The 21,365-nt window shown below is 70.4% G+C and carries 21 protein-coding genes; 2 read left to right on the top strand and 19 right to left on the bottom strand.

The annotated features are described in order from the left end of the window. Positions 1-28: 28 nt before the first annotated feature. A complete protein-coding gene (locus tag AC4H2G_RS12025) occupies positions 29-1,345 on the bottom strand; it encodes an ISL3 family transposase (protein ID WP_494365973.1) in 1,317 nt (438 codons plus the stop codon). Positions 1,346-1,491: 146 nt separating this feature from the next. Continuing rightward, complete coding sequence (locus AC4H2G_RS12020; RefSeq protein WP_494365972.1) at positions 1,492-1,947, bottom strand: MarR family winged helix-turn-helix transcriptional regulator; 456 nt, start codon at positions 1,945-1,947, stop codon at positions 1,492-1,494. A gap of 83 nt (positions 1,948-2,030) precedes the next feature. Here AC4H2G_RS12020 and AC4H2G_RS12015 point away from each other — a divergent pair, with 83 nt between their 5' ends. Beyond that, complete coding sequence (locus tag AC4H2G_RS12015) at positions 2,031-2,369, top strand: rhodanese-like domain-containing protein (protein ID WP_494365971.1); 339 nt, start codon at positions 2,031-2,033, stop codon at positions 2,367-2,369. Positions 2,370-2,726: 357 nt separating this feature from the next. Here the strand turns inward: AC4H2G_RS12015 and AC4H2G_RS12010 are convergent, their stop codons facing one another. The 8 genes from AC4H2G_RS12010 to AC4H2G_RS11975 all read right to left on the bottom strand — a co-directional run bounded on the left by AC4H2G_RS12010 (position 2,727) and on the right by AC4H2G_RS11975 (position 10,009). Then, on the bottom strand, positions 2,727-3,650 hold the full coding sequence (locus AC4H2G_RS12010) for a hypothetical protein (protein ID WP_494365970.1): 924 nt from the start codon (positions 3,648-3,650) through the stop codon (positions 2,727-2,729). Then, complete coding sequence (locus tag AC4H2G_RS12005) at positions 3,623-4,288, bottom strand: hypothetical protein (protein ID WP_494365969.1); 666 nt, start codon at positions 4,286-4,288, stop codon at positions 3,623-3,625. The genes AC4H2G_RS12010 and AC4H2G_RS12005 overlap by 28 nt, the downstream gene beginning before the upstream one ends. A gap of 426 nt (positions 4,289-4,714) precedes the next feature. Next, entirely contained in the window at positions 4,715-5,698 is a 984-nt protein-coding gene (locus tag AC4H2G_RS12000; protein ID WP_494365968.1) for a DUF2971 domain-containing protein, read from the bottom strand. 19 nt (positions 5,699-5,717) lie between these two features. Then, the gene (locus tag AC4H2G_RS11995; RefSeq protein ID WP_494365967.1) at positions 5,718-6,254 is read right to left on the bottom strand and encodes a hypothetical protein; all 537 of its coding nucleotides are present in this window, start codon (positions 6,252-6,254) and stop codon (positions 5,718-5,720) included. Continuing rightward, on the bottom strand, positions 6,239-6,913 hold the full coding sequence (locus AC4H2G_RS11990) for a hypothetical protein (protein ID WP_494365966.1): 675 nt from the start codon (positions 6,911-6,913) through the stop codon (positions 6,239-6,241). The genes AC4H2G_RS11995 and AC4H2G_RS11990 overlap by 16 nt, the downstream gene beginning before the upstream one ends. Then, on the bottom strand, positions 6,910-7,329 hold the full coding sequence (locus AC4H2G_RS11985; protein ID WP_494365965.1) for a hypothetical protein: 420 nt from the start codon (positions 7,327-7,329) through the stop codon (positions 6,910-6,912). The genes AC4H2G_RS11990 and AC4H2G_RS11985 overlap by 4 nt, the downstream gene beginning before the upstream one ends. Before the next feature lie 37 nt (positions 7,330-7,366). Beyond that, on the bottom strand, positions 7,367-9,550 hold the full coding sequence (locus AC4H2G_RS11980) for a DEAD/DEAH box helicase (protein ID WP_494365964.1): 2,184 nt from the start codon (positions 9,548-9,550) through the stop codon (positions 7,367-7,369). Between the two features lie 36 nt (positions 9,551-9,586). Beyond that, positions 9,587-10,009, bottom strand: coding sequence for a hypothetical protein (locus AC4H2G_RS11975; protein ID WP_494365963.1), 423 nt, complete (start codon positions 10,007-10,009; stop codon positions 9,587-9,589). Positions 10,010-10,204: 195 nt separating this feature from the next. On the opposite strand from AC4H2G_RS11975, the gene AC4H2G_RS11970 reads away from it, so the two are divergent. Further along, on the top strand, positions 10,205-10,438 hold the full coding sequence (locus AC4H2G_RS11970; protein WP_494365962.1) for a hypothetical protein: 234 nt from the start codon (positions 10,205-10,207) through the stop codon (positions 10,436-10,438). A gap of 47 nt (positions 10,439-10,485) precedes the next feature. Here AC4H2G_RS11970 and AC4H2G_RS11965 read toward each other — a convergent pair whose 3' ends face one another. The 9 genes from AC4H2G_RS11965 to AC4H2G_RS11925 form a co-directional block, all read right to left on the bottom strand. Beyond that, the gene (locus AC4H2G_RS11965) at positions 10,486-12,789 is read right to left on the bottom strand and encodes an ATP-dependent DNA helicase (RefSeq protein ID WP_494365961.1); all 2,304 of its coding nucleotides are present in this window, start codon (positions 12,787-12,789) and stop codon (positions 10,486-10,488) included. Beyond that, the gene (locus tag AC4H2G_RS11960) at positions 12,786-13,109 is read right to left on the bottom strand and encodes a hypothetical protein (protein ID WP_494365960.1); all 324 of its coding nucleotides are present in this window, start codon (positions 13,107-13,109) and stop codon (positions 12,786-12,788) included. The genes AC4H2G_RS11965 and AC4H2G_RS11960 overlap by 4 nt, the downstream gene beginning before the upstream one ends. After that, positions 13,109-14,305, bottom strand: coding sequence for a hypothetical protein (locus AC4H2G_RS11955; RefSeq protein ID WP_494365959.1), 1,197 nt, complete (start codon positions 14,303-14,305; stop codon positions 13,109-13,111). The genes AC4H2G_RS11960 and AC4H2G_RS11955 overlap by 1 nt, the downstream gene beginning before the upstream one ends. Positions 14,306-14,406: 101 nt before the next feature. Beyond that, on the bottom strand, positions 14,407-16,953 hold the full coding sequence (locus AC4H2G_RS11950) for an ATP-binding protein (protein ID WP_494365958.1): 2,547 nt from the start codon (positions 16,951-16,953) through the stop codon (positions 14,407-14,409). Next, on the bottom strand, positions 16,953-18,047 hold the full coding sequence (locus AC4H2G_RS11945) for a hypothetical protein (RefSeq protein ID WP_494365957.1): 1,095 nt from the start codon (positions 18,045-18,047) through the stop codon (positions 16,953-16,955). The genes AC4H2G_RS11950 and AC4H2G_RS11945 overlap by 1 nt, the downstream gene beginning before the upstream one ends. Next, the gene (locus AC4H2G_RS11940) at positions 18,047-18,289 is read right to left on the bottom strand and encodes a hypothetical protein (RefSeq protein WP_494365956.1); all 243 of its coding nucleotides are present in this window, start codon (positions 18,287-18,289) and stop codon (positions 18,047-18,049) included. The genes AC4H2G_RS11945 and AC4H2G_RS11940 overlap by 1 nt, the downstream gene beginning before the upstream one ends. Before the next feature lie 94 nt (positions 18,290-18,383). Then, positions 18,384-18,989, bottom strand: a complete 606-nt coding sequence (locus AC4H2G_RS11935; RefSeq protein ID WP_494365955.1) for a hypothetical protein — start codon at positions 18,987-18,989, stop codon at positions 18,384-18,386. A 165-nt stretch (positions 18,990-19,154) separates the two neighbouring features. Beyond that, on the bottom strand, positions 19,155-19,628 hold the full coding sequence (locus tag AC4H2G_RS11930; protein WP_494365954.1) for a hypothetical protein: 474 nt from the start codon (positions 19,626-19,628) through the stop codon (positions 19,155-19,157). Positions 19,629-19,716: 88 nt separating this feature from the next. Further along, entirely contained in the window at positions 19,717-21,285 is a 1,569-nt protein-coding gene (locus tag AC4H2G_RS11925) for a RecB family exonuclease (protein ID WP_494365953.1), read from the bottom strand. Positions 21,286-21,365 lie beyond the last annotated feature (80 nt).

Here is a 21,365-nt window from a genome sequence, read left to right as displayed (position 1 = left end):
GGCATCGCACGTGTCGACGATTAGTGGCTCATCCGATCTGAGGGTGTAGTCGTGGTCTGAAGCCGCCGGCTTCCAGGAGTGAGCGGGCGATGTAGTGGGAGAGGTTGCGGAAGCCGAGGGCGGAGCCGCGGAGGTGTTCGAGTCGTCCGTTGATGGCTTCGGTCGGGCCGTTGCTCGTTCCGGGCAGGTCGAAGAACGCGAGGACGTCGGCGGCGCGCTTGGTCAGGGTTCGTCCGAGGGTGACGAGTTCACTCAGGACGGTCGGCACGCCGCTGGACACGGTCTCGATCACCGCGGTCATGAGGACGCGGCCCTGGGCGCGGTCTGGGTGGCGGTAGGCGGCGATCATGCGCTGGTAGATGCCCCAGGTCGCCTCGACCTCGACGTGCTCCTCGGCGGCGAAGAGTGCTTCGATCCTGTTCTTCTGCTTGTCGGTGAGCAGGTCGGCGCCGGTGTGCAGGGTCCGTCGAGCCTTGTAGAGCGGGTCGCTGGCGCGGCCGCGGTGGCCGTGCAGATCCTGCTGGACCCGACGTCGGCAGCGGTCGAGGGCGTCGCCGGCGAGGCGCACGACGTGGAACGGGTCCATCACCGCCGTGGCGTCGGGCAGCTCTTCGGCGGTGGCGGTCTTGAACCCGGTGAAGCCGTCCATCGCGACGACCTCCACCCGGTCGCGCCAGTCCTTCGGACGTTCGGAGAGCCAGGTCTTGAACGCGCTCTTGGAGCGGCCTTCGACCATGTCGAGCAGCCTCGCCGGCCCGGCGTGGTCGCGGATCGGGGTCAGGTCGATGATGACGGTGACGTACTTGTCGCCCTTGCGGGTGTGGCGCCACACGTGCTCGTCCACGCCGAGCACGGCCACGCCGTCGAACCGGGCCGGGTCGACGATCAGGACTCGGCGGCCTTCGGCCAGGACGGCGTCGTTCGCGGTGTCCCACGCGACCGCCAGCGCTTCGGCCACCCTCGCGACCGTGAGGTGCTGGGTGACGAGGCCGACGAGCGCCCAGCGCACCGCCGCGCGGGACAGCTTCGCCCGGGGTTCGGCCGCGCCCGTGGTGTCCTGGCGCCACACGCGCCGGCAGGCCGAGCACCGGTAGCGGCGGACCCGCACCAGCAACGTCGTGGGCCGCCAACCGAACGGTTCGTGCGCGAGACGGCGTGTCACGGTGTCACGCACGACGCCCTCGGCACCGCACTTGCGGCAGAACGCGTCGTCCACACGGCCCGCGACGCGGCATTCGAGCACCGCGTGGTCGGGCGCCAGGCGTTGCCCGACCGCGACGAGGCCGAGCTCGTCCAGGCGGGTGAACGTGGTCAGATCAGGGTCGTTGAAGGTAGCGTCGCTCACGTCGAGGTCTTCTGGATGGGTTGGTGTCAGAACCCCCATCATCAGGGGACCTCGACCCACACCCCGACCAGGTCAGCCCGCCAGCGCTACACCCTCAGATCGGATGAGCCCGGAATCACGCCGTCCATCGCCGCAAGCGGATCCGCCTACGGTTGGCGATCCAGCCTTGCTTTGACGCTGAGCAAGTTCTGCTGCAAGTCCTCGAGCTGCCGATCGGTCAATCCTTCGGCGAACCGTGACTCGATGGCGGCGAGGTAGATCGGCGCCGCGGCCTTGAACCGTCCCAAACCGGCCTCCGTGAGCAGACAGTACGCCGACCGTCGGTCGTCCGGGTTCTCGACTCGACAAACCAGGCCGGCCCGGTCCAACTCGTCTACCAGCCGACTCACCCGGGTCCGACTCAACACCACTCGCTCTGCGAGCTCGCTCATCCTCAACCGGCCCTCCGAAGCCGAGGACAACTCCAGGAGGACGTCGTACCACGCGAGCGGAAGGCCGGTCCTGTCCCTGACCTCCCGGTCAATCAGGGGCACCAGCGCTGCGTGGACCTGGAGCAGCGCACCCCAGGTGTCTGCAGCGAGCTTGCGTCGTGGTGGAGGCATGCGGCCAGCGTACTTGAATATGTGCGCGCGCACGCATATCGTTACGTGCGCACGCACATTCACCTGGTTGAAGGAGTCCGCCCATGACCGAACTGATCACCCGCACCGACCTGAAGGCCCACATCGACGACGGCGACGTCTACGTCGTTGACGCCTTGGGTGGCATGTACTTCGAGAAGCAACACCTGCCCGGAGCTGTCCCCCTGGTGGCCGACGATGTCACCGACCACGCCTCCGAGCTCCTCCCCGACAAGGCGGCCCTCATCGTCACGTACTGCTCCAACGAGGCCTGCCCGAACAGCGGAAACGTGGCCACCCTCCTCACGAAGGCCGGCTACACGAACGTCCGTAAGTACAAGGAAGGCATCCAGGACTGGGTCGAGGCGGGCCTCCCGACCGAGTCCGGGCCGATCGCGCTGTGACTGATCGGTGCAGGGGTGACGCTTCCTGGACACGTTGCCCCTGCACCGATTCAGCGACTCCCCCCGCAAGCCGAAGCGCTTCCGGTGGGAGACCGGCCAGACTCGAGACGTAGATCGAGGGCACGCTGGGTCTCCCGAAGGGGATCCTCCTCCGGAACATGCGCACGGATTGCGGCGTAGATCCGGACGGTCCGCGCGGAGGTGTCAGAGTTACATCACGAAAGAGACTTGCGCAGACTCGAACACCTCCGCGGCTCCGCCCTCGGCTTCCGCAGCCTCTCCCACTACATCGCCCGCTCACTCCTGGAAGCCGGCGGCTTCAGACCACGACTACACCCTCAGATCGGATGAGCCCGATTAGTTGGGCAGGAGCTCCAGCAGGTCGGTTATGCGGTCGACGATGACCGCGCCGACGGCGCTCCCAGTACCGGCCGCCACGACCGTTTGCATCTTCGTAAGTGCGCTGCGAATCATGCCGGCCCCGTTCGGGGACTCGGCGGCGGCTTCCGCTTCGGCGATCGCTTCGGTCAGCACGTTCCGATCGGCGCCACCGGCAGCAAGCAGTTCGAGCGCTTCCCGCACTGCCGCGGCCACGGTCGCGAGCCCGTCTGCGGCCCCGATCACCGTAGCGGAGGTCTGTGTGAAGTCGCGGCTGCCCATCGCGACGTTACCGGTCGGACCGTTGAACGTGGTCTGGAACGTGTGTGACGGGTTCGGGTCTTGTGAGTCGTTGACGCTGCGGCCTGCCTCTACCACCCGGGTGCCCTTCGTCGTGATCTTTGGGCGAACGATGCCGCCTTGCAGCGAGCCTCCACCGGAAATGTAGTCCTCGTCCTTGAGCCAGCGGGAGCCGTGGCTCACCTCCTTCTCAACAAAGGGCTTGCCGTAGAAGAGGGCGTGCTTCGACTCGAGGAAATGCGAGAGCACCGGCTGAGCTCCAGGGCCCTGTTCGTGGAGCCAGTACAGAATGCGGTCGCGGATTGCCATGTTCCGCTCGGTCACGCTCTCGCGGTGCGAGCGCACATTCTCCACGACCTCCGCGCCAGCGGGCTGAAGGAATCCGCCGCTGTACCCGGCCAGGCTTGCCCACGAGTTGACGTAACCCTGGTCGATCAGGGGAGGGATAGCTGTGCGAACGAGGTCATCACCGATCACCTCCGCAAGCGGGCCGAAGGGGATCTCGATCGAGGGAGACGCTGCCGGGTTGTCGTAGAGGTACTCGAGCACCTCCAACTGTCGGCGTCGGGTCTCGGTCAAGTTCGGTTGGACGAAGTCGGACATATCGCCTCGATTCGAGTTCGGGTCATCTTCGTGTGAAGGGAGGCCCGAAGGAAGCGTTCGTGACGTGGCGCGTGTGAGTCACGACTTCGCGGGCTTCGGGCAAGCGACGTCACGCGCCTCCTGCACGGGCGATCTGCCTCTGCCTGAGCCAATACGCCGTTGGCGGACGACTCGGACCATCCACCGATACGCCCGGACGGGCAGGAGCGGGGATCCACGATCTCCACGGCGATCTGCATCGCTTCGTCGTAGGTGCTCGAGAACTGGAAGGATGACCGGGTGAACGCCTGCCCGAAGTTCTCGTCAGGCAGCACCAGCAAGTCGGTCACTTCGCCCAGCTCGTCGGTGGCTCGCTCGGCCTGACGCCTCAGCACGTAGCTGCTGGTCGTGCTGCCTAGCCGCCGCAGCGCGTCGCTGACGGCCAGCTCGGCCTCCCATGCATCGTCTCTAGTGTGACCGGGATCGGCGGCGATTGTCATCCAGGCATTGTGAGTTGCTTCCACCTCGCCGATCGCCTTGTGAACCCGCTCTGCCCGAGCGATCGCCCGGTGATGTCGGCCGGTGAGCACCGGGCCGATGGCCGCCGAAGTGATGCCGACGACCGCTCCGATCACCACACCCCAGAGCGCCTCGCTCATGACCTACCTCCCGATCCAGACGTGGCGTGATCGTGCCACGAGCACCCAGCCGCCGCCTCCTCCCACGGCGTACCGCGCCACGTCAACCGCGTGTTGGATCGCGGGTCAGTTCAATGCGGGGCCGGCCGATGACATGACTTGCCAGTTCTCTGTTCACAGGTCGAATCCGAGTAGGAGACACGCCCTTGGAACTCAGCGGCGCGGGGTGCAGTTTTCGGTCTCAAGCCGACGGTCCTTGCGAGGGCCCGGCCATTCTGAGACGCGATCGCTCGTCACCGAGATTCCCCTCCGCATGCGAGAGGGCGGTCTTCGAGCGTCGTTGTGGACCTGATCGGTTCGCCAAGGACGACGCCGCAGGCTGGACTACAAGTGCTCTACTCGACATCCGAGGGTGCACCCCCGAGCTCTCGTACATCTGAACGGGTGTCAGCGGAGCGGGACCGTGGAACCTTCGATCCCGACGTCTTCGTGGTTGCCGCGGCTCAGCAGAGCCCGGATCGCGTGGTCGTTCGTCTCTTTGCTCACAAGGGGCCCGCACCAGACTGTTGTGATCGGCAATCGTTCTCCGCTCTTGCCGACGCCCACGTCGTACGACGGCGCACCCGACGTCGTCGTGTCGCGATTCGGCCGCGCGAGCCGCTGGTACATCGTGATGCCGTATTGGCCTGCGCGGAGTCCTGCGTAGCGTGAACCGACGGTCGAGACCACCAGGCGTACCTCACGTTCGCCCGCAAATCCCGGCGCCTTCATCAGGCGGGCAAGCGCTTCGAGATCCGTCCGGTATTCGTCGAGCAGCTCAGCTCGGGCTGCGGTCCACTCGTACTCATCCAACCCAGAGGGGTCAAGCGCCTCCTCTCGACCCGCGCGTGCTGATGCAAGGTATGCGTCGAGGACGCGTTCCTTGTCCTCCTGCTCGTAGAGCACCTTCAGCCACGGCGTCACCTCGCACGAGTCGAGGTACACGGTCCAACCTGGGACGGTCCTTCCGAACGACCTCGGGTTCTCTGGTGGCTTGAGAGGGCCCTTCTCCGTGACAACGCCGTACGCCGGCGCTGCCTCGAGCGCGATCGAGAATCCTCGCCCGCCTGCGGCGTAGTTGCGCCACTGGTTGGCGTCGTCCGGAACCGTCGAAGCACAACAGAAGTACGTGTAGCCGTAGTTGTCCGTCCCCGACCCCGCAGCCGAAATCAGGTCAGCGACAGCGGGGTCGGTCTTGTCCTGGCCCTGCAACCACCCTCGGATGAAGTCCCGTCCCTGCTTGATCTCCGCGACGTCGTTCATCCCGTGCGATTCGGTCGCCCAGAGCTCGTTCGACTGGACGATGTTGAGAAGACCGTTCGCGTCTGTGTAGTGGTAGACGAGGTCGTGCTCGGGCTGGATCAGGCTTTCGACTTCGCTTGGCAGCACCATGGCGAGAGCGTAGCGACCCTCATGCCGGGGCGAGCTCGCTTCCGACCACCTCGTACGCGCCTATCCATGCCTCGAGCGGCGCGACCCACATGTCGGGCAGCCCACGACCACGCGCGACCGCGATCCGCGTGAGCCGATCCCCCGCCGCCTCGTCCCGCGCGTAGGCCAACGCCTTCGCCGTGGCCGCTCCGACCTCCATGACCACGTCGGATGGGCCGCCAGGCCAAGCGAGAGCCGCGACGATCCACCGGACCGACGGCGGGCGGGCGTTCGGGTACTTCACGAGCCCGAACGCGTACGTGGCCGCGGCGTTGGACTGCTGCCGAACGGCATCGTGAGCTGCCAGCCTCAGCTGTGTGACGACGGTCGACAGGCTGCATGCCTTGACCTGGATGACGACGTCGTCGATCACAGCGAGATCCCCGACGTCGTCGGCGCGCCCGGCGCCGAGCTGGCGCATCGGGTTGCCCCGCATCAGGTGCGGGTAGGCCGCGACGAGGTGGGCGACGGCCTCGCGCTCGGCCCGGTCGCCCTTGTTCTTCATCGGATTGGCCATCGGCGCACCTCCACGCTCTCGTGCAGCGCACCCCGGTACGAGCGGTCGACGACACGTTCCCGCGCCTGGTCGACCGCCCCAAGCCACCAGTCGGGCTGCTGCGGGTCAGGGTCATGGCCGCGGATCGCCGCCAGGTCGGCGTCGGCCCGGATCTTGCGGCTGTAGCAGGTCTCGAGGTCCCGGGCCGCGATCGCAGCCGCGTGCGGGTCCTGTCCGGCGCTGTTCGCGCGAAACTGAGCACGCGCAGCCGCGTACTCCCGCCCGGCCTCGCGTGCGAGCAGGTCTGCGGTGTCGGGCCGCAGGGGCGCCTGGTGGTACGCCTCCCGGAACCGGTGGTACTCGGCGACGAGCCGGAAGGCGGTGTCCTCGCGCTCGGCCGGGGTGGCGGCACGCACGCGCTCGGCGATACGACGCCGGGAGCGTGCGTCGATCAGGTGCTGCAGGCCCGCGGCGACGCCCGCGTCGTGCAGGGCCTGGTCGTCGCTGACCGCATCGTGCTCCCCCTCGGGAACGGGCCATGGGTGCGGCTCGAGCTCGAGACCCGTGTTCGCCTGGTCCGCGACGAGCGCGCTGAGCCCGCCGTCGGCCTCCGTCGTCGGCTTCGTCGCGAACCGCCCAGTGGTCTCGCGCGGGTGCAGATCCTCGTCGTACGTGCTCATGTCGGTCCTGTTGACGGCGCGCCCGTGCGCGCGACTGCGGTCTTGACGCGGGTGACGGCCTTGGCCCGCACCGGCGTTCCGGTGCAGCGACGGGTCAGGGTGCACCGCGAGGGCGCCGCCCCGTTCTGCTGCAACCCCCACACACCGCACACGGGGCACACGTGCAGCAAGACCTTCACCTCGCCCATCTGCAACAGGCCGAGGTGGGCACTCCACTGACCGAGAAGGTCGGCCTGCTCTGGTGTGAGCTCGACCTTCATCACCGCAGGGTCCTCGGCCTCGGCCCGCTCGGCGACCTCGCCCCACGTGCTGGCCTTCGTCGCCGACATGATCGCCACCGCCAGGCTGGCGGCGCGCGCCAGCGGCGGCCACGACGGGTCGGCGTCGTGGAACCTCACGGGCTTGAGGGTCGCCATGCCCGTCCTGTGCGTGCACCGCCGGAGTCGATCCTCGTCACACCGCTCGCGACCTGGCCCGGCGACGCCGCCGCCGCGCGTCCACGGCCTCGAGCACGAGCGTGGTCACGATCTGCGACGGTGACGCCAGCTCGGCCCCGTTGACGTTCGAGATCACCGCGGCGTGGTTGTCGCCGCCGACGAGCACCTCGTCCAGCGTGCGCGCCTTGGCGGCGAGCACGGCTTGGATCCGCTCGTCAAGGGTGCCGGGCGCGACGAGCGTGGTCGCGACGACGGGCCGATCTTGGCCCACGCGATGTTCGCGGTCCTCGGCCTGGACGACCTCGTCGACGACGTAGCTCGTCTCGACGAACAGCGCGTCGCTGCCGCGGGTCAGGGTGAGGCCGACGCCGGCTGCTGTGAGGGAGCACACGAGCACCGGCAGGCGCCCGGCCTGGAACGCGTCGACCGTCTCGCGCACCTTCTTGTCGGACGTCGATCCGCCGATCGCGCCGACGGCACTGCCCCCGGCTGCCTCCTTGGCGGCATGCACCATCGCGTTGCCGACCTCGCGGTGGTGGACCCACACGATCAGGGGACGCTCGCACGTCCCGCCCGGTTCGGTGTAGGCGTTCACCCAGTCGGCGACGTACTCCGCTGCCACGGGCACCTTCGCGAGGCCGGCAGCGACCCGAAGCGGGCTCATCAGTCCGATCTGTCCGCGCGCCCAGGACTCGATGAGGTCGAGGTCGGTGTCGTCGGAGCCGTCGAGGTCGTGGTCGAGCGTGTCGAGCCACTCGTCGATCGTCGCCAGGACCTCGGCGTGCGCGGCGCGGAACGCGGCGAGGTCGACGTCGATGATCTGGGCGCGGCGCGACTTCGCCGGCAGGTCGGGCAGGATCTCGTCCTTGAGACGGCGCACCCAGACGTGCGCGTTCAGCTCTACGTTGAGCGCGGCGCCCATGCCCTTGCGCGCGACCCACGCCCCGAAGTGGTCTTTGCGGCAGTAGGTGTCCAGGAACTGGGTCTGGCCGCCGAACACGGGGTCGAGGTGGCCGGTGATCGCGAGCAGGGACACCATCTCGGCGGGGGTCGATCGCATCGGGGTGCCGGTGGCGGCGATCGGCAGAGTGCACCCGGCGGCGATCTCCCGGATCGCGATGGCGCGCGCGCTCTCCCAGGTGCGGGCGCGGTGCGCTTCGTCATAGATCAGGACGTCGGGCGCCCACGCCAAGATCCTCGCGCGCAGCTCGGCGCGCGAGGTGACGAGCGCGTCGGTGCACACCACGACCCCGGCGTCGGGCAGCGGCGGCTCCTTGCGCCCGGACAAGATGGGCACCACCTCGCCCGAACGTCGACCACCTGCCGTGTGCACCCGTGACGCCGTGGCCTCCCGGCACCAGGCCGTGATGACCTTCGACGGGCACAGCACAAGCACCCTGCCGGCACCGACGATCGCGGCCGCCGCGAGGGTCGTGCGGGTCTTGCCGGCGCCGGGCGCGTCGGCGTCGAGGCTGTGCCCGGATGCGAGCGCGATCGCCCCCGCCCGCTGGTAGGGGAACAGGTCGAGGCCGAACCAGCCTGGGACGTCGCCGACGTCCCGCACGAGGTCGGCCAACGCCTGCGGGTCGGCGTTCGTGCCGAGCGACATGGCGACGTTCGCGGCCTGGTGGCGCAGGTGCTCGGGTGTCGTGGTCCTGGCGCGGGCCGTGCGCGCGGCCTCGTTGATGCCGGCTTCGAGCTCGACGCCCCGGCACGACGCGACGTCGACGGCCGTGGTGAGCCAGCCGCCGCGGTCGCGGTTCCAGCGCGCGCCGGCCGGGACCGCGGCCTTGCCTAGCTCGAACCCGCCGAGACGAGGGTGCACCAGCACCTCGGCACCGGCGCCGGTGAGCTCGGCGTAGGGCTGCACGAGCGCCCGCAGGCCCGTGATCGCTGACAGTCGCGCGTCGGTGACCTTGCTCGTGAGGTCGATGTCGAAGCCGGCGTCGGCGAGCCACTGGTCGGGGTCGGGGCCGAAGGCGGTGACGACCCACCGGGACCGTGCCGGGTCCCAGCGTCGCCCAGGCAGGGCACGGACCTCGTCGACGAGCGGTCTGCCGCTGGTGCGGTGTCGTGCCCTCGCGTCGAACCGCAGCGCGAGGGCTGGGGCCAGGTAGGTCCGGCCCAGCGTCGCCGACGCGGTCGGGCGAGGCGACGGCGGCGGCGTTGCCTCGCCCATGTCCCAGGAGTCGTGCGCCATGCACGCTCCTGTGCACCGGGTGGCGCAGTCGAACGGTCAGAGGAGCTGGGGGGCGGCGTCCGGGTCTTCGTCTGCCCGCTCCACCACGACGATCGAGGACGGTGAGCTGACGCAGCACGTGTGCACGACGTACCGCGTGGACAGCCACGGGAACGTTGCGGTCCAGCCGCTGTTCGCCTCGTCGGTGATGGCCTGGTGGGCTCGGTGCAGCAGCGAGGCGAGACGTCGTTCGCCACCGACGACGTCGGGACGGCCCGGCTCGTCGGAGCGCATGCCGCGCATCACGGCCGCGGACACGTAGACGCCGACGCTCGGATGGAATCCGACGGCGTGGGCGAGGTGGCGCACATCGACGATCTCGGCACGGTTCGCGCGCTCGTCCGCGCGTTCGCCGTCGACCACGTGGTCGAACGTCGCACGCTCCGCGACACTGAGCGTGATCCGGTCGTGAGGCTTCACCCGCCCATTATCACGGCAGGGTGCGACAATCACGACACCTGGCGCGAGATTCGCCCGCGACGGAGCGAGAGCCCTCGTGGGCAGGGGCGATGTCGACGAGGTTGGTGTGGCGGAGAGCAGCGCTCACGACCTCGACGACACACGCCCGCGATTGACCCCCGATTCACGCAGGAGCGTGGCAGGCTTGACCGTGTGATGCCTGTCACCCCGATCGCCACCCTGTTCGGCAGCCTCGTCGCGCTCGTCGTGGTCATCCACATCGGTTCGAGCTTGCTCGCGCCGATGTGGCGCAGCGCGTTCACCGACGCCCGGGCCGGGGCGATCAACGCCACGACGCTCGTCCTCGTCGCGAGTACCGCCGTCGGGTGGGCAGCCCTCACGGTGAGCTGTGTGCTCAGCGCGATCCACGGCGCGGCATCCCTCGGCTGACGCCCAAGAGGCGCCCAGGGGACGCGTTCGCTTCCTCCCCCTATGAACTAGGCCGCAGCACGGGCGTCGACCAAGCCCGTGAGGAACCGCACCGCCTCCCCCGGCGATGACGACTTGGTCGTGAACTCGGCCAGCGCTCCCATGTAGATGCGACGCGTGGACTCGGCGTACGCCAGCGGCGTCGACTTGAGCAGGCGCGGGTCCAGAACAGCCACCACCCCGACGTCGGACGCCGACCGGATGAGCCGCCCCGCGGCCTGCTCGAGACGCAGCGCCGCGTCCCGCGCATACACCTCGTCTCGCGCCTGCCACACCGAGCACGCCAGGCGCGTCGCCACCAGGTCCGCGCGCGCCTCGTCGACCGGGTTCTGCGGCGCGCGGGGCACCCGGTCGAGGATCGTGAGAACGTTCGTCATCCCCGGGGCGTCCGTCCCCGTCATGAGCGAGCGCGTGCCGACCAAGACCGCGCTCTCGTCGCCGCGCCACGACTGGACGACCTGCGCGACGTTCTCCCCGTCCCACTGCGACAGCACCCTCCATCGCCGTCCAGCGGACGCACGCAGCGCGGCCGCCATCGCCTGACCTCCCGCGCTCGTTGCCGACAGCACCAGGGCGCGCCCGCCGGCGGCCTCGACCAGGTCGACGGCGTGACGCGTCGCCCACGCCGCGTGCTCGCGCATCGACAGCCGCCGCTTTCCCGCCCGACCCGTCGACGTCGAGATCACGTCGATCTCTGCAGGAGTCGGCTTGGGCACGAGCAGCATGGAGCGCTGGTACGCGTCGACGAGCGGGCTGGAGTGGTGACGGGTCTGGCCTCGCATCCCGAGCTCGCGCGGCGCCCCGGGGTGCAGCGTGCCGGACACCGCGACGATGGACAGCGCGTACGTCCCGGGCGAGTCCCCTTCCGGGTCGGGAACGATGTCGAGCTCCCCGATCAGCGGCTCCCCGTCGTCCCCGACCGGCACCTGCGCGGTCCACAGGTTCCCGGCGACGAGCGCGGCCACGTCCACCGGGCTGGACTTCGCGACGGCCGCAGACATCGGGTCGCTGTCCCGCTGGACCCACCGGGCCACACCCTCGTCGTCGCCGGTCACCGCGTCGACGGCGTCGCGCAGCGACCCCAGCCGTGACAGCACCCGCTTCGCCTTGACCTGCGCCCCCGGACCTGCGGCCTGCGTCGCGGACCCGATCATGCGCGTCGCCGCGCCGACCCACGCGCTGATCGACTCACCGATCCCGCCGAGCGGGTCGACGTCACCGTTCGCGTCCACCGTCTGCCCGGCCTCGCAGCCGCGGTTCAGGTGCGACTCGACGAGGTCGGCGACGTGTCGGCCGTCGTCAGTCAGCGTCTGCACGCTGCGGTCGCTGGTGTCCAGGAGCGCACCGACGGCGCCAGCAGCGCTGCGCACCCGGCGCCCCGACACCTCCCCGGCGCCCTGAGAGCGCACGGTCGCGGCCAGGGCGTGCGCCTCGTCGACCATGAGGTGGTGCACAGGCCCGATGCTCCGGTTGCCCACGACGACCGGTGCGCTGTTCGCTGCCTGGATCGCGAGCAGGGAGTGGTTGGTGACGATGACGTCCGCCTCGGAGACGAGCTGTCGAGCCCGGACCGCGACGCACGCCTCGTACAGCGGGCAGGAGTCACCGACGCACTCGTTGCGCGACACCGAGATGGCCTGCCACATCTGGTCGGTGACCGGGCCGGTGTAGGCCGCTCGGTCGACGATCTGTTCGGCGGCGACCGCGCGCAGCGCCCAGACGAGCAGGTCGCGCAGCTCGCGGCGCGGCAGCGTCTGCTCGTCGAGCACCACCGTCGTGGCGCCCTTGCCGCGCCCGCGTGCCGGGACGCGCTCAAGCACGTCCGCCCACGCGGCGGGCTCGTCACTCGCTGGTGGCGCCGCCCCAGTGGAGGCGACCAACGCTCGTGCGGCGTCCAGGCAAGACTGTGAACATGGGTAGTTGCCCCACCCCTTGAGCACCGCGGTGGTCACGCCCTCGCCGGTGACCTGCTTCGTCGCACGCTCGACGACGGGCGCGTCCTTGACCAGGATCTGGTTCTGCAGGCTGAGGGACTCCGTGGAGATGACGGTCCGTCGTCCGTCGAGCGCGGCGCAGACCATCGCCGGCGCCAGCAGGGCGAAGCTCTTGCCGCTGCCCACCGGGGCGCGACCGGTGCTCTGGCCGCCAGAGGTCGAGATGGCCGCGGTGACGTCCAACGTCAGGTCGATCTGGCTCGGGCGCCCGGTCGCGTCCGGGTCGCCGGTGACCTCGCGTACTGACGCGGTCAGCACCTGAAGCACGACGTCAGCGCCGAGGCCGGAGTCCCCGTGCCCCCAGGGCACCGGCGTCATGCCGTGGCCCCACGTCGCAGCCACCACAGACCGGGCCGCTCGTCGGCCTCGGTGATCCACGACCGCCACAGCAGCCACGTCTGCCCGGCCCCGAGCACGACGACCATCGAGTCGGGGTATACGGCGTAGACGACGAGCGCCCACAGCACCACCCACCGCCACGAGCGGCGCCACGCCCCGCGCACGAGCGCGACCGTGGCCAGGGCCGGGAGCCACAACCACAGCCACAGGACGTCCACGCCGAGCGCCGCGACGGCGGGCAGCGCGAGGGCGTGCCCGATCCCTGCGACGAGGACGAGGGCTCGTGCGATCCAGGCCATCACGCCACCCCGTCCAGGTCGTTCAGCAGCAGATCGAGTGTCGCGGCGACCTGGTCCTCGTCGGCGCCGAGCGGCGAGGCAGGGAAGGCGGCGAGGTGCTCGGCGAGGACCGTGGGCCACTGCCGGGCGAGCTCGTCGCGCTCGATCGTCAGTGCGGCCCGCCGTTCCTCGCTGGTCCGGTTGTCCCCGCACGAGACCGCGGTGCGCGTCACTGCCAGGTAGCCGCCCACGAGCCTCGTGGCGGAGGCCTTCCAGCCGGTCATGCGCGACATGGCGGCGACGGTGCGCGCGAGTGCGGCCACGGTCTTGGCGATGGGCCGGTTCGGCGTGTGCAGGACCTCGTAGGCGAGCAGGGCGACCGTCGCTTCGGGATCGGTCGTTGCCGCGACGGCCTCCATGACCAGCGCGACCTCCTCGGGACCGTAGTCGTCCCACATCGCCGCCACGCGGGGGTCCACGCCTGCGGTGGCAGGGTCGTGCCGACCGGTCAGGGCGCGCATCGCGGCGCCGGGGTCGCGGGCGAGGATCTGGCGCAGCTCGTACTTCTCGAGCCGAGAGCGGGGTGCCAGCGGCGCGGGCGCCCCGATCAGCGCGCGCAGGGTCTGGGACTGGGCCCGTCGCAGCTCGGGGTCGCGCGACGGGTATCGCGCGTCTTCCACTGCCTCGGCGAGGCGGGAAGCCTCGCACTCGTGCGCCGGGGCGAGGAGCGCGTGGTGAGGGCTGCCCGCGTGATCGCTGTCGTCGACGAGAACCTCGCCGAGGGTGAAAGGGGCCCACGACCCGCGGTTGCCGACGGGCGTCGACAACGAGGTGTTCCTCGCGGCGCGGTCCCGCAGGTCCCGCACCCGGGACACCGCGATGAAGCGTGCCCGGATCCTCGCCCACCCGATCACCGAGACCTGGTCGTCGACCAGACGATCGAGGTCGAACACCTCCGGGCCGCCGTCGATCAGGTGGTCGTACAGGCGGTCGCTGACCCACGACTCGACCTCCTGGACGATCAGCGCGGTGTCGCGCCCGTGCACGACCCCCTTCACGACGTCGTGGACGACGCCGGAGCGGAAGACCAGTGCGGCGATCGACTGACGCGCCTCCGGCTCCCCGGTCAGCCCTTCGCGGACACCGGCCGCGACCTGCAGGGCCAGCGCGTCGTACTCGTCCGGGTGCAGCCGCACCGACGTTGCGAGTGCGGGCATGTGGTCGCGTGTTGTTCCCCTCATGCCCTGCTGGTTGGACGAAGAGGTGCACCCGGCCCTGCCGGAACCGAGGGGGACGGAGGTCGGCAGGGCCGGGTGGTCTATGCGGCGGCGGAGACCTTCTCCCGCTGGCGCCGGTCCACGTCCTCGGGGCTCGTGGACGCGTCGATGAGGAACGACGTCGGCAGGCTGATCTCGACCGGGACGACGCGCTCGGACAGGTCCAGGTAGTACGCGATGGTGCCGCGCAACACCTTGCGGGTCGCCGGGTCTCGCAGTGCGCGCATCGAGTTCCAGTTCGGGGCACCAGCGTGCCCGTCGTCCGCTCCAGTCTCAGCCATCGCGGTGATGCGCTTCATCCGCTGCTCCGTGACCTCGAGCTTGCACGCCTGCAGCGCCGCCCGTGCCTCGTCCTCGTCCTTGATGGGAAGGATGAGGGTCCGCGAGATGTAGCCGGCGAGGCCCGCAAGCAGCACGTCGGACGGCTTCTGGGTGAAGAAGATCGGCAGGAAGCGCTGGGATCGGGCCAGGCGACCCACGCGCTCGATCTCCGCGCGGCCAGCGCCCAGGAACACCCACGCCTCGTCGAGCATGACGACGCCGTCGCGCCCGCGCACCGCGGCCGCCGACCCGTAGACCATCATGCGGACCATCGCGAGGCTGATGCGCTGGGTGAGCGTCATCGACGTCGCGCCGGGCTCGGGCAGGTCCAGGTGCGCCGTGCCCACCTTGATGTACGTGATCTTGTCCGACACCCGCATGCCTGGGGTGTCGGGGCTCATCCCGACGCACGCGGCGAGCATCGGGTTCGCCTGACGCAGCGCCAGGACGGTGTCGACCATGTCGCGCGGAGCGCGGCCCTCGTCGCGGGCGATGGTCAGTGCCTGCCCGACCGTCTGGGCGCCCTGAGAGATGCCGAAGTCGAGCGCCACCGTCAGCGGCGTCTCGAAGTCCGCGGCGCGCGTACCCCACGGGTTGATCGACATCAGCATGGACGCCGCGATGTCCTTGCCCTCCGACGCGGTCGCGGAGATCCGCAACGGGTCGAACACCCCGTCAGCGGCGGTGAGGTCGTCGAGCGAGTGGACCACGCCGCCGGACTGGAGCACCGCCGCCGTGTGGTCGGAGTCCGGCTTGGGGTCGATGATGACGACCGGGACGCCGGCGGTCTCGACCGGCTGACCGAACGCGCCGACGCCCTTCGGGCGCGCCCACTGGTTCGCCAGCCACAGCATCAGCAACGACTTGCCCGACCCGGTCGCGCCGTAGCACGTCATGATCGGCAGGGTGTCGCCGTACGACGCGGCCTTGTGCGAGATCAAGGCCGACTGGCGGTCGAGCTCGGTGAAGCCGAGCAGGGCGCCCTCTCGGTCTCCGACCATGGCCAGGGAGTGCAGCCCTGCGCACGCGACGTCCTCGACGGGCAGGTCGTGCAGCAGCGGGTTGGCCCGCACCCGGGACGCGAGCATCATCTCGTACAGCGCCGCCTTGCCGCGGAACTCCATCGGGCGCAGCTTCGTCACCAGGCGCCGGGACAGGGAGTCCAGGTCGTCCACGTGGCCGTCGAACGCAACCAGTACGGAGGCCTCGTGCAGGGTGGGGCTCCCGCCGCCGGTGCGGTATCGGGCCTCGACCTGCTCGAGGGCGTCGACCTTCGCCTCGTAGTCGGCCCGGGAGAGCTTCCCGGACTCCTGACGGTCGTGCAGGTCGGACATGTTCTTCTTGCGCCGGCGCGCCAGCTCGTCGGCGGTCACCTTCGCCGGCTCGACCGAGCCGCGCACGGACACCGCCAGGGCCCCGCACTGCCACAGCGCGGCGCCCCACAGGGAGTCCGGGTCCGCGGGGGTCGCGCCGCCGAACTCGAACCCGGCGACGGAGGCGATCGTCACGACGTCCTGGTCGACGTGCGGCCACGACGCGCAGTCGCTGACGTCGGCGCGCGAGACCGCCTGCAGGCCGGCTGCGCTGGCAAACACGTGCGAGTGGTCGGGGTGGTGGACCATCGGGGTGTCCGGGGGGCCGCCGAGGGTGAACCACGCGTCGGCCATGCGCAGCTCCATCGACGACGGCGTGCGCAGGCCTGAGCGTGCTGCCATGTCGGCCACACGCTTGAGGTCCGCGTCGAAGTCGCTCAAGGGCGTGCCCGCGCCAGAGGTGAACGTCTCGACGATCGAGGAGAACGCGCCGCTCATCTGCTCGCGCCAGGTCCCCTGACCGGACAGCAGAGCAGGCTGCAGCTCGACCCCGACGAGGACACAGCGGAACGGGCTGATCTCGTCGGGGAACGACTGCTCGAGGTACACCCGGTTCGGGTCGTCGACCTTCGGCAGCCACAGCCGCGGGATGTCGACCCCCAGGATGTGGACGTTCCGGTAGCCCGACTTGGACGTGCGGCGCCCACCGAGGTTGATCCGCGTGTCGGCGGAGATCTCCTCCAAGAACCCTGCCAGCGGGACGCTCGCCCGGATCTGCTCCGCCGGGGTGCGGGCGTCGGTGACGGCCGCGGTGGGGACCGTGCGGTACAGCCAGACGGAGTTGTCGGTGCCGACCAGACGTCCGTCATCACGCCGGGTGCGCACCATGGTGGGCCACAGCGTCGCGGTCGGGACCTCTTCGAACACCGGTGCTGATGCGTTGTTGCGGGCCATCACTCGTCCCCTTTGCTCGCGTCGGCGGCGGAACCTTCATCGTCGGGCGCCGGCTGCGGGGTCGGCACGCTCAACGGTGTGTCGTCCACGGAGACGAGTCGGGGCACCGCGTTCTCGTAGGCGCTCAGTCCCGGGCCCGACCCGGGCGTACCCCAGGCCACGACCTTCGGGGTGGCGGTGTTGGCCGCCGTCAGCAAGATGTCGTAGGACATGACGACGGGATCCGGAGTCTGGGGGGCTGCCGCTTCGGCTCCACCCTCCTCCTCGCCCGACTCGTCCGGTGCGCTGGGCGGCGCGGGCCAGACGACGGACAGGTCCACCCTCGCGACGACCTCCTTCGCGAGTGCTGGGTCGCCGCCGTCGGTGGTCGCGACGAACCGGACCGCCGCGGTGACTGACTCGACCCCGGACAGCGGGACGTAGGACCGGCCGGCCGTCGGGTCGCTCACCTGCTGCTGCAGCGCGATCGGGTCGCCGGACGTGAAGGCCTTGGCCCACGCGTTGACGGCGTTCACCACGGACTCGTTCGCGCCCGTCATCTCAAGGCCCGGCCACCCGTTCAGGTCGGGCCAGTCGGAGTCCTGGGCGACAGGGGCGATGGGGATCAGCGCCGGGTCGGCGGTCACCTTCGCACCGAGCTCGTCGTCGACGGCGACCTGGACGCCGACCGAGTAGGTCCGGCCGCTGTCGTCCGCGACCGTGATGGTGTGACGCTCCAGGGTGTACGACGTGGTCTGCCCTGCCGAGGACGCCTGGTCCTCCAGGTCGACGGTCTGCGTCTGCGCACCCTCCCACGCGAGTAGCGTCGCGCCCGGCAGCGGTGACGGGTCGGTGCTGAGCCAGTCGCGCACCGTCTGCTCGGCGACGGCGCGGCCCGGGGTGGAGACCTCCCGCTGGCTCACGACGGCGTCGCTCGCTTGCTGGCTCGACACGATGACGGACACGGCGAACGACACCGCGACAGGCATGACCATCCACCACCGGCGGGCGAACTTGAACCGTCGTTCCAGCTTCACGGCATCCGGGACCCCGGCGCGGGGAACCTCCTGCGCGTCGTCCCACACCGTGGGAGGGACCTTCTTCGTGCGGAACATCACCGCTCCAAACCGTCGAGTAGGGGTGCGACACGCTCGGGGTACTCCATCGCCAGACGCGCCTGCGCGGCGATCGCGATGACCCCGACCATGTCGCCGGTGAGCAGCTCGAGGACGTCGGCAGAGCACGTGCCGCGTTCCCGGAGCAGTGCCGCGCGCACCGTGTCGCGTGGGTGGGTGGCGATGGCCCGCTCGCACTCCCCGCAGCGTGCGCGACCGCGGGGTACACGGTTGGTGCACACGGTCCAGCACTTCCGGCAGTCGCCGGGTGCGTGCTCTGCCGGGTGCGTCCCGTCCAACGGCACGGGACGCCAGGAGATGCAGCGGGCCATCGCCTCATGCCCCCTTGCGGGCGAGCGCCTGGACGGCGTCGAGCTCTGCGCGGTGCTCGTCGTCGACGTTCTGCAGGGCGCCGGCGAGTGCGAGGGCGGCCTTGGTGTCGGCGGACGGGATCGCGCCCTCGACGAGCTGCAGCTGGGCGGCGAGCTGCCACACAGCCCGCATGCGGGACCGTTCGAGCGACATCGCGGTGATCCCGGCGGCGAGCGGGTCGGAGTCGGCGACCGAGAGCAGGTCGGTGACGGGGGTCATCGCCGAGCGCGCGCCCGTCATGACGGCGACCGTCAGGTCGATGGGCTCGGTGCTCGGTGCGCTGAGCAGCGCGGTGAGGATCTCCCGCCGCTCCGCGCTGGCCTGGGACAGGTCGTGCATCTTCGTCGCGACCCGGCGCACGGTGGCGCGGTCCAGGCCGCGGCGTGCCTTGCGCTGGGCCGGTGCCCCCGCCTCGTCGACGACGTCCTCGACGTCGGGCGTGCCGTCGTCATGCGTGAGGGCGTCCTCGTCGTAGTCGCCGTCGACGAGCTGCTCAGAGTCCACGCCGTCGATCTCGTCCAGGTCGATCGGGGCGGTCTCGTCACGAAGGTCGGTGGTTGCTGAGTTCACGAGTTCGTCTCCAGGGCTCGTCGGTAGCGGACGCTAGGGATCAGGCACACGAACGACCCGGCCGTGGCCGAGCGCGTCCGCGGCGACCATGAGCCCGTGCCGGGTGCCCGCGCTGGGGAGGGCGCCAGCACCCGGCACGGGCTCATGGTGGATCGGTGGTGAAGGTCAGGCCACGGCCGCGGCGTCGTCGACCCCGCGGTCCTCGATGTGGCGCAGCACCCGCACCTTGGACTGGCCGTTCTTCGTCTGCTCGACCTCGACCCACACGACGACCTTGTGACCGACGAGGTCCTTGACCTGCTTGGCCATGGCGAGACCGACGGGGTTGTCGGTGCGCTCGGTACGGATCTGCTCGGTGCCGTCGTCGGAGCGCTCGGTGCCGGTGTGCAGCGTCACCAGGCCGCGCGTGGACGACTTCTCCTTGGTGATGTGCACGACGGTCCCGGTGAAGACCTTCGAGGCGAGGATCTGCTCGACCGCGCGCGCGGCGGGGTGGCGGTCGTTGAGCACGGCGGCGGTCAGCCGCGCAGCCTCACGGGCGACCTTCGCCTCGCGGGGCACCGGCGCGGGGTCCGCGGACGCAGCGGCCTCGGAAGCGAGCACGATCTGCTGGCGGACGGCGGGCTCGATGGTGGTCATGTCGTTCTCCTGTGGTCGACGCAGTGGTTTGGAACGGGGCCGGGGCGGGGCTTTCGGTTCTGCCGGCCGCCCCGGTCCCGCCGGTCAGTCACCCGGCGTTGCGCAGCGCACCGTCGGTGGTCGTGGTGGCGATCACGCGGATCGCGCCGTCGCGCGGCCCGGTGTCGAAAAGGTCGAGCGCGACCTGCGCGATCGACACGCAGCGGCGCGTCGCCCGGGTCTGCCAGTCGCTCCACGCGTCCTCGTCGCCACCGAACGGCAGCGGCACCGTCTCGAGCACGGTGCGCAGCGCGCCGCGCATGCGCGTGTTCGCGCCGTCCTGCCAGTCGCGGGAGTGCGTGATGGCCTCCTGCGCGTCCAGGACGACGGACGCGAGTACGTGCGTGAGCGCCTTGACGGCCTTCGGGGAGATCTGCTGCCCGGCGCCGTGCAACGACTCGACGGCGAGCTCGGTCACGCCGAACACGGCGGTCGCGGCGAACGACGCCATCGACAGGTGGCCGTCGACGGTCACGCCCTCCCACGGCTTCGTCTCTCGCCACGGGCTCTGGTTGGTGCTCATCGCCTGCTCCTCGGTCTCGGTGTCGCTGCCGTTACCCCTCTGGTGGGACACGTCCGTGCCCTCGGCCCCGCTCGGCTCGTCCCAGTCGTCGGCGTGCAGGGCCGGTGCGAGTGCAGGGACCAGCTCGTGGGCCGGTCCCGTCACTGCGGGTCGCAGCACCGGGATGCCGAGCAGGACCGCGCTCGGCGCGGCCGGGGCACGGTCAGACGGCCCGCGGTCGGCGGCGTTGGCGGCCGGGCAGGAGTTGACCAGGGGGCACCACCCGCACAGACCGGAGGTCGCCGTCGGGACGACCTCCTCACGGTCGAACCGCTGCAGGTCGCTCCATGCGTCGGCGAAGCGCGCCAGGGTCGGCTTCATCGCCTTCGGACCCAGGGGCACCCGCACCCGCTTGCGGTGGGCGATGTAGAGCACCTGAGCGGCGACGGGCTTGGTCCCGTCGACCACGCGCACGGCCTCGGCGTAGATGCGCAGCTGGTCGCCGTGCGGGTCGTTCCCGAACCGGTCGGGGCCCGCCTCCTTGGCGTTGCCGCCCTTGTAGTCGGTGACTCGTGCCCCAGGCTTGCCGCGGAACACGATGTCGTCGGTGCGGTCGATGTACCCGATGAACGGGACCCCGCCGACGTCGACGCCGTCGATCTTGCGCTCGTTCGCACCGACGACGATGTCGGTCGGGTCCTCGAGCTCGAAGATCCCCATGGCGCGGTGCGCGACCTCCTGCGCCCACAGGGACTTCTCGTCCGTCGTGGTGAGCAGGCCACGGTTGTCGGTCGCGAACGTCGCGGTGACCTCGCGCACGACGCGAGCCAGGGCGAGCTTCGTACGCTCGGCCGGCTCGAGCCCGTACAGGATCTCCAGGACCGAATGGGCGCCGGTGCCCAGGGTGTTCGGACCGAACGGGTCCACACGCTGAGGCAGCAGCTTCTCCCCCACCATGCGTGCCGGACACGATGCGACGGCCTGCGAGGTCGACACCGACAGGCTCGTGCGGCGCACCACGTGCAGCGACTTCTCGGAGGTCAGGGCGAGGTGGTCACCGTCCCATGCGACTTGGTCACCGAGCAGTGTCGGCTCGGCGTTCTCGGTCCTCCCCATGCCCTTCCTGTGGGTCGAGCACAGAGCCGAACGCGCCGTGGGGTCAGAAGTCCGCGCTCATCCGCACCAGGTGGTGGCGC

Source organism: Cellulosimicrobium sp. BMG9.23, from assembly GCF_059159985.1.
The sequence above is the reverse complement of the archived record's forward strand: the minus strand, read 5'-3'. Positions and strand labels throughout refer to the sequence as shown.